This is a genomic window from Claveliimonas sp., assembly GCF_037273965.1.
GTDB lineage: Bacteria > Bacillota > Clostridia > Lachnospirales > Lachnospiraceae > Claveliimonas > Claveliimonas bilis.
Genome location: NZ_JAYAZJ010000086.1, coordinates 21,635 through 28,621, shown reverse-complemented (window position 1 = coordinate 28,621; position 6,987 = coordinate 21,635). Strand labels below are relative to the sequence as shown.

The 6,987-nt window shown below is 45.7% G+C and carries 6 protein-coding genes; 2 read left to right on the top strand and 4 right to left on the bottom strand.

The features are described from left to right. The coding region (locus WJ238_RS08165; protein WP_337606649.1) for an HAD-IC family P-type ATPase at positions 1-696 on the top strand (696 nt) is incomplete at its 5' end. A 328-nt stretch (positions 697-1,024) separates the two neighbouring features. Next, a complete protein-coding gene (locus WJ238_RS08160) occupies positions 1,025-1,435 on the top strand; it encodes a Fur family transcriptional regulator (protein ID WP_230105861.1) in 411 nt (136 codons plus the stop codon). Positions 1,436-1,607: 172 nt separating this feature from the next. Here WJ238_RS08160 and WJ238_RS08155 read toward each other — a convergent pair whose 3' ends face one another. From WJ238_RS08155 to WJ238_RS08140, 4 genes are all read right to left on the bottom strand, one after another. Further along, entirely contained in the window at positions 1,608-2,978 is a 1,371-nt protein-coding gene (locus tag WJ238_RS08155; RefSeq protein ID WP_230105862.1) for a CaiB/BaiF CoA transferase family protein, read from the bottom strand. A gap of 63 nt (positions 2,979-3,041) precedes the next feature. After that, complete coding sequence (locus WJ238_RS08150) at positions 3,042-4,316, bottom strand: MFS transporter (RefSeq protein WP_230105863.1); 1,275 nt, start codon at positions 4,314-4,316, stop codon at positions 3,042-3,044. Positions 4,317-4,320: 4 nt separating this feature from the next. Further along, positions 4,321-5,856 carry a bile acid--CoA ligase BaiB gene (baiB, locus tag WJ238_RS08145; RefSeq protein ID WP_337606648.1) on the bottom strand — a complete coding sequence of 512 codons (1,536 nt, stop codon included), beginning with the start codon at positions 5,854-5,856 and terminating at the stop codon, positions 4,321-4,323. 56 nt (positions 5,857-5,912) lie between these two features. Beyond that, positions 5,913-6,680 (bottom strand): SDR family NAD(P)-dependent oxidoreductase, encoded by a 768-nt coding sequence (locus WJ238_RS08140; RefSeq protein WP_230105865.1) that lies wholly within the window; start codon positions 6,678-6,680, stop codon positions 5,913-5,915. Positions 6,681-6,987 lie beyond the last annotated feature (307 nt).

The window sequence follows — 6,987 nt, the reverse complement described above, 5'->3', positions numbered from 1 at the left end:
AAAGTGGTGATCGGCAGCAGACATTTTGTTTTTGAGGATGAGAGCTGTGCGGTCCGCCCGGAATACCAGGAAAGGTTTGAGACGCTGCCGGAAGAATATTCCCACTTGTATCTTGCCGTCGAGCAGGAGCTGATAGCAGTCATCTGTATCGAAGATCCATTAAGGAAAGAAGCGGCAGATATGATTCGGGCGCTTCGGGCAGAAGGAATAAAGAAAACAGTTATGATGACTGGAGACAGTGAGAAGACTGCCGCCTCTGTCGCACGCCAGGTTGGTGTAGATGAGTATTATGCGGAGGTGCTGCCGGAAGAAAAGGCCGGATTTGTGGAACGGGAGAAAGCACTGGGGCACAAGGTTATTATGATCGGGGACGGAATCAATGATTCCCCTGCTCTGTCTGCTGCTGATGCCGGCATCGCAATCAGCGATGGCGCAGAGATTGCAAGAGAAATTGCCGATATTACCATCGCAGCGGAAGACCTGGGAGAGCTTGTTACATTGAAACGCCTCACAAACGGAATGATGAAGCGGATCAGGAAAAATTATCACCAGATTATCGGGATCAATGCAGGGCTGATCCTGCTGGGAGGCGTTGGAGTGATCAGGCCTACCTCCTCCGCTTTGCTCCACAATACATCGACCCTGCTGATCAGCTTAAGGAGCATGAGAAATCTTTTGACAGACGGAAATAAATAAGAATGATGCGAAGAGGGGGACTCACAATATGTGCAGTCTCCCTCAGTTGTCGGCCCGGCTTAGGTCAACGTAATATATCCCTGTGTGTGGGAGACGCTTGATTAAAATAAAAAATCCTGAAAAATGTATAAGATAGTTATTGAAATCTAACTAAAGTTAGAATATACTAATTCAAGGTAGGAATAATCCTGTTTCAAAACGTATTCGTTGATGCGGTATCTCTTACACTGAAAAGATCAGGCAAACGTTTTAACGGTGAGGGTGCATAGAGCGGCGGAGCAGGATTTGAAGTCATCAGTATTTCACAAACGTAAGGCGGGGCGAGTGAGTGAACGGAAAAGATGAGATTATTCAAAGGCTAAAAGAAAACGGGTGCCGGATCACAAAGCAGAGAAAGATCCTGATTGATATTATTTTAGAAAATGACTGTACAAGCTGTAAAGAAATCTATTACAAGGCATCACAGGAAGATAAAAGGATCGGCTTGGCAACTGTATACCGTATGATCAATGCACTGGAAGAAATCGGTGCAATCAACAGAAAGAATATGTATAGAGTAGAATGCGGGGAGACAGGTAATAATGATGACGGATGTGAAATTGTTCTGGAGGATGATACGGTTCTGCGAATGCCGAAAGAAAAGCTGGATCGGATTGTTCAGGAAGGTGTCAGACAAAGCGGATATCTGAATTCGGGGAAGAAAATATCAAAGATTATTTATCATAGCGGGCAGATATAACAGACGTATCGCCGCTATAACTAATAAACTGCATAAAAGACGGATAGGCAGTAAATATGAAGGTTAACCCAGTAAATATATGCGGGAAAAGACCGTCGGATCAGGAATGTTGCACCCGATCCGGCGGTCTTTTTTCGGAGGTTAATCAATATTTCATGAGTAGCAGCTGCTGCTATTTCTTTGTTTTCTTTTTCGGCGGATATTCCAGTCCGATCCGTTTTGCCTGACGTTCCGGATCCCAGAAGAATCCCCATTCTACGAATAATTTCCGTTTTGCTGTCTCGGCAGGAGTCCATGTTACAATGTCTTTATTTTTGTAGAGTTTGTCGATCTCCTCGTCGGTATAGCCAAAGTACTGAAGAACTTCCCTGTTGTGCTCGCCGAAGCAGGGAGCGGAAGCAACGATCTGAGAAGGATTCTTCTTGAAGATATTGGTAATGCCGATGCCTTTCATGCGGCCGAAGCACTGATCTTCCCATTCCACCAGGTTCTCACGTGCTTCATACTGCGGATCTTTTTCGATATCAGCAGGTCCGTAAGCTCTCTGGCAGGGGATACCTGCCTTGTTGAAGATTTCTTCCAGCTCGTCGCAGGTGTGGGAAGCACAGAACTCGGTAAGGAGTTTGTCGGCTTTCTGTCCCCTTGGGTCAAAGAGAGGGAATCCGGTACAGTCTTTTGGAATATCTTTTGCCACGCCCGGTTTTCCCATACCGATGATCGGATATCCGCGGGTAACAGGACCCTGTCCTGTGATAGCGACAAAGATAGTATTGCCGTCCTTTGTATCGTAGAAGGAGAAGCATGCCGCCATGTCGCTCTTGTTTCCTGTACGCTCCGGAACAGGCTCGCCCTGCTTCGGATAGCCGTTGTTGAACCACCTTGCCGGATAGTTGTCCAGCAGACGGAACATTGTGTCATACTGTGCCACGTCACAGGAATCTCCCTCGCCGGTGCGCTGTGCGTTGATATAGCCGGAGAGAGCGACGATGCAGGCATTGTATGCGGTCACATAGTCTGACAGGTACGGATTTACTTTCAGAGGGCTGGAAGTGGGCGAAGGTCCGTTCAGGTACATATATCCGCCCATTGCCTGTCCGGACACATCGTAGGACGGTTTGTCCTTAGATGGCCCAAACTGTCCGTATCCTGATACATGGACAATTGTAAGGGCTTTATTGTGTTCCCAGCAGGATTTATCTGTAATACCGCGTTTTGCGTAAGATCCCGGTTTACCGGCCTCGATCCAGATATCTGCCCATTCGACACATTTATAGAAGATTTTACGTCCGGAAGCCTTTGCTGTATTGATCGTAATGGAATATTCGTTACGGTGGTTCTGAGACCACGACAGTGTACCTCTTGTCTGGCAGGCGATGGAAGGAGATTCGGCCTGAAGGACCTGTGCTCCCATTTCAGCCATGAGGCATCCGGCAAATGGTCCGGCGATGTTGGTACCGGTTACAAATACCTTAACGCCCTGAAGAACACCAAACTGCGGATATTCATCAAATTTTTGAGTTAATTTGTTGTCGATTTGTTTCATGAATAGTTCCCCTTTCTTAAAAAGTAGTATAGTAAATAAATATTAACGTAAAATAGCTGCTGTTTAATCACCCTGCGGATATTTTGCCTGAAGCTTCTCACTTCCGCTGATGGCGCCGGATACAAAGAAGAACATCAAAACAGCTACGATCATGTAGAAGATCCAGGTCATTCCATAACCTGCAATCCCCTGGATAATAGAGGTCAGCACAGCGCCGAAAGCAGATCCGATCAGGAAGAAGAGATTAGCAGTAGCATAAATTCCGGCATAATCTTTTGTTCCGAATACTTTGGACATCAAAACTGCCGGCAGAACTTTCGGAAGGAACATAGCCAGTGCGAAGAATGCATATCCAAATACGACCACTGTAATTCCGGTTACAGAGTAAGCCACCAGACTTGCCAGCCCGACGATAACCAGTACAGCTGCACAAAGAACGGTCTTGCGGATGCCGAGTTTGTCCATCAACACGCCGCCGCCCAGCATACCAAAAATGGAAACAACGGAATAAACGGACAATACTGTTCCCTGAAGAGTTCCGCCGTCCTGCGCGATGGATGTGACAAAGTTCGGAACATGAGTTGTAACTCCTGCAGCCAGTATACCGACACAGATCACAACGCCAAGGACGCAGTACCATGCGCTGGATTTTGTGGCAACTTTTTTAGATACGCCGATCCACTCGGCTGCCTTTTCCTGACGGCTGTCTTTCTGGTCTGTTTTGTTTCCGGTGCGGTATGGTTCTGTGCCATACTCTGCAGGAGAACGTTTTACCAGGAAGAGGGCAGTAAGGACGGTGATGACGCCGACTGTAACAGCTGCAAACAGCATTGCGGTTTTCCATCCGTCAGTTCCGGAAGAAATAAATTTTGTAAGAACAGGCGACCATACTGTACCGCCAAGGCCGCCTCCGGCATAAGCGATCGACATCATGGTTGCGCGCCGGTCTTCAAACCATGCAGTGACAAGCATGGAAATCGGAAGCTGTGTCAGACCGGCCATAAAAATATTTGACAGGCCGAATATCAGGTAGAACTGCCAGATAGCAGTACAAAAGGTTGCAACTACCCAGCATAGACTTGTTCCGATCGTTACGATCATCATGATGAGTTTCATATTTTTCTTCTGGTACATTCCTGCAATGATCATAGCTCCGATCGCACTTGCAAAAGAGGAGATCAGACTTACCATTGACCAGCTTGTTGTACTGAAGCCGAGATCAGCACAAACCGGCGCCATGAACAGGGAAAAGCAGTTGCTCATAATGGCTGTGGGTATAAATGACAGGATGAACGCTGCAACGAGTACTCCCCAGCCTTTAAATTTTTTAGTCTCCATAGTTTTAGTCTCCATTTGAATCTGAATTGTTTTTAATATACTGCTCTACAAGCGTACTGCGTACGACTTTACCGTTTGCGTTTCGTGGAATTTCATCCACAAATTCAAAAGATTTTGGAATCTTATAAGGGGGCAGATAATCAAGGGCAAGCCGTATCAGACTTTTATCGCTTACAGGCTCCTTGGTCTCAACGATAGCGTGGATGCGATGCCCCCATTCCTTGTCGGGAATACCGACAACAACCACATCTAAAACTTTTTTTGATTTTTTTAATACAGTTTCTACCTCATTGGCAAATACATTCTCTCCTCCGGTTACGATCATATCGCTGCGCCTGTCGACAAAATACAGATAACCATCGTTATCGATATATCCGATGTCGCCCACACTCCGAAAACCGTCTTTGGAGATTTCCGGCGGAGGAGAATTTAAAAATCCGATTTCCGGTGCATTTTCTGTCCAGGACATATAGATATTACCGGCCTGACCGACAGGAAGATCCTGCCCGTTGTCGTCACGGATCGCAATACTTCCGCAAGGCATTTTTCCAACGCTGCCTTCATGGATCAGCCATTCATCCCCGCGGATAGAGGTGATCCCCACACATTCTGTCATGGAATAGATTTCATATATTTTCTCCGGTGAAAGAATGCGGAACCATTCCTTCTTAAGATCTGGAGAACAGACTCCTCCGGTATGGCATAAAACTTTCAGGCTGCCAAGATCCTCCGGATTAAAATCCGGCATCTTGATAATGCGCTGCATAAGCGTTGGAACCAACTGTACGTACTCGATCTGGTGTTTTTTGATTAAAGCTACGATTGCTCTCTGGTCGAAACAGGAGGGCATATACAATGTATTTCCGCAAAAAAGCCCATTAAAGGCGACAGAGTGAGGGGCACCGTGAAAGAGCGGCCCAGCCAGAAGCTGACGCATTTCAAATCTCATGCCGGTCATGGCAAACCATGCCCGAAGCCCTTCATCACTTCCTCCGGCGGGCATATTTTGAAGGACAACCTTGGTTTTTCCTGACGTTCCGCCGGTACAGTTTGCAAGATTGGGTACAGCAAGAGTATCGGGCGGCATTTCAGCCGGATATTCCTGGCATACTTCTTTTAATTTGGTTGAACTCAGACTGAAATATTTGTTTGGCTTCCAGCGGTTAGTCACAACAAGAGAAGGTGAGACACATCCGCATATTTCAAGAAGATTCCTTCTGGGAAGCCTGTCGGATACAGGAACATAGCATGCACCTGCTTTCCAAATGCCAAATGCAAGAGCAATATGTGTGGGAATGTTAGGGAGCGCTACAACTACACTTTTACCTGATCGGATTCCCTGATCCATAAGATACCATGCAATTCGATTGGATAATTCCTCCAGAGCCCGCCAGGTCATGACGGACTCTGTATTCTTAGGGGAAATGTATACGATCGCAGGATCATCTGGTTTTGCTTTTGCGATATTAGCCAACTGAGTTCCAGGAGTAAAAAAACTATTGTTGCTATGATTAAAAATATTGAAGCGTGATGTACACACAGTATTTAACCTCTCATTTCTCTCCCAGATTCGAGTTTTTTCTATATGTATATCGCTTAATTAGCGACATTTGCCGGTCTGTATCCGCCGTCTACAGGCAGGGTAACGCCTGTGATATAGGAAGCGGCGCTGGAAGACAGGAAAAGAATCGCATCAGCGATAACCTGAGGTTCGCCGATATGGCGAAGCGGGATGCCCTGCGCAAGGCTTTTCTTAGCAAATGGCGGAACCGTGTCAAGAAGTTTCGTGTTGATGACGCCAGGTGCAACAGCGTTGCAGCGGATTCCGGCATAAGCCTGCTCCCACGCCATGGACTGTGTGAAAGCGATAACACCGCCTTTGGATACCGGATAAGGGCATCCGCATCCGGAACCGTAAATACCTGCTACGGAAGCGGTATTTACGATACAGCCTTTTGTCTTTTTCAGCAGTTTGATGGCGTATTTTGTCATGTTGAACATACTTTTAATGTTGGTATCCATAACATAATCCCACTGTGCCTGTTTCATTTTGTGGATCGGGAGACTGCTGTCAACGCCGGCGTTGTTTACTAAAATATCCAGTTTTCCCCACATTTCTTCAATTTCAGCATACAGTTCCTGCGCAGCTTTGTAATCGCACAGGTTGATTGCTTTGTGTTTAAATTCATAATTTGGATTGATGGATTTGAGTTCCTCAAGCTGTGCGCTTACATCTTCTCCTTCTTTGCCGAGGAAATAAACTTTTGCTCCTGCTTTCAGATAAGATTTTACAGTGGCATATCCAATGCCTGTGGTACCACCAGTAACCAGTACAACTTTTCCTTCAAATTCGTTTTCAAACATTGTTTGATCCCCTTTCCTGAATGTAAATATGTGTGAATTTCTTTTTGTTTTCGAAGCTTTCCCGTCACCTCGAAAGTCCATCACCAATGTGTCATCCAATGACTGTCGATATTTTAACATATTTTTGATCATACAACGGTTGGAAAGTTGTGGCTTTATGCTAAAACAAAGAGACAAAAAGTAAGAATTTATAGTCAATTTGACAGACGTATAGAACTTGAAGAAGGGGAAACCGGTGAAAATGCAAAAGAGTCATTGTTAAAAATATATTTTTAACAATGACTCTTTTTACAATTTTCCTCTGATA

Bases quoted from the DNA above. Each gene is read 5' to 3' on its own strand.
- WJ238_RS08155 (WP_230105862.1), bottom strand. From the start codon at position 2,978: ATGAAACAAATCGACAACAAATTAACTCAAAAATTTGATGAATATCCG.
- WJ238_RS08150 (WP_230105863.1), bottom strand. From the start codon at position 4,316: ATGGAGACTAAAAAATTTAAAGGCTGGGGAGTACTCGTTGCAGCGTTC.
- WJ238_RS08140 (WP_230105865.1), bottom strand. From the start codon at position 6,680: ATGTTTGAAAACGAATTTGAAGGAAAAGTTGTACTGGTTACTGGTGGT.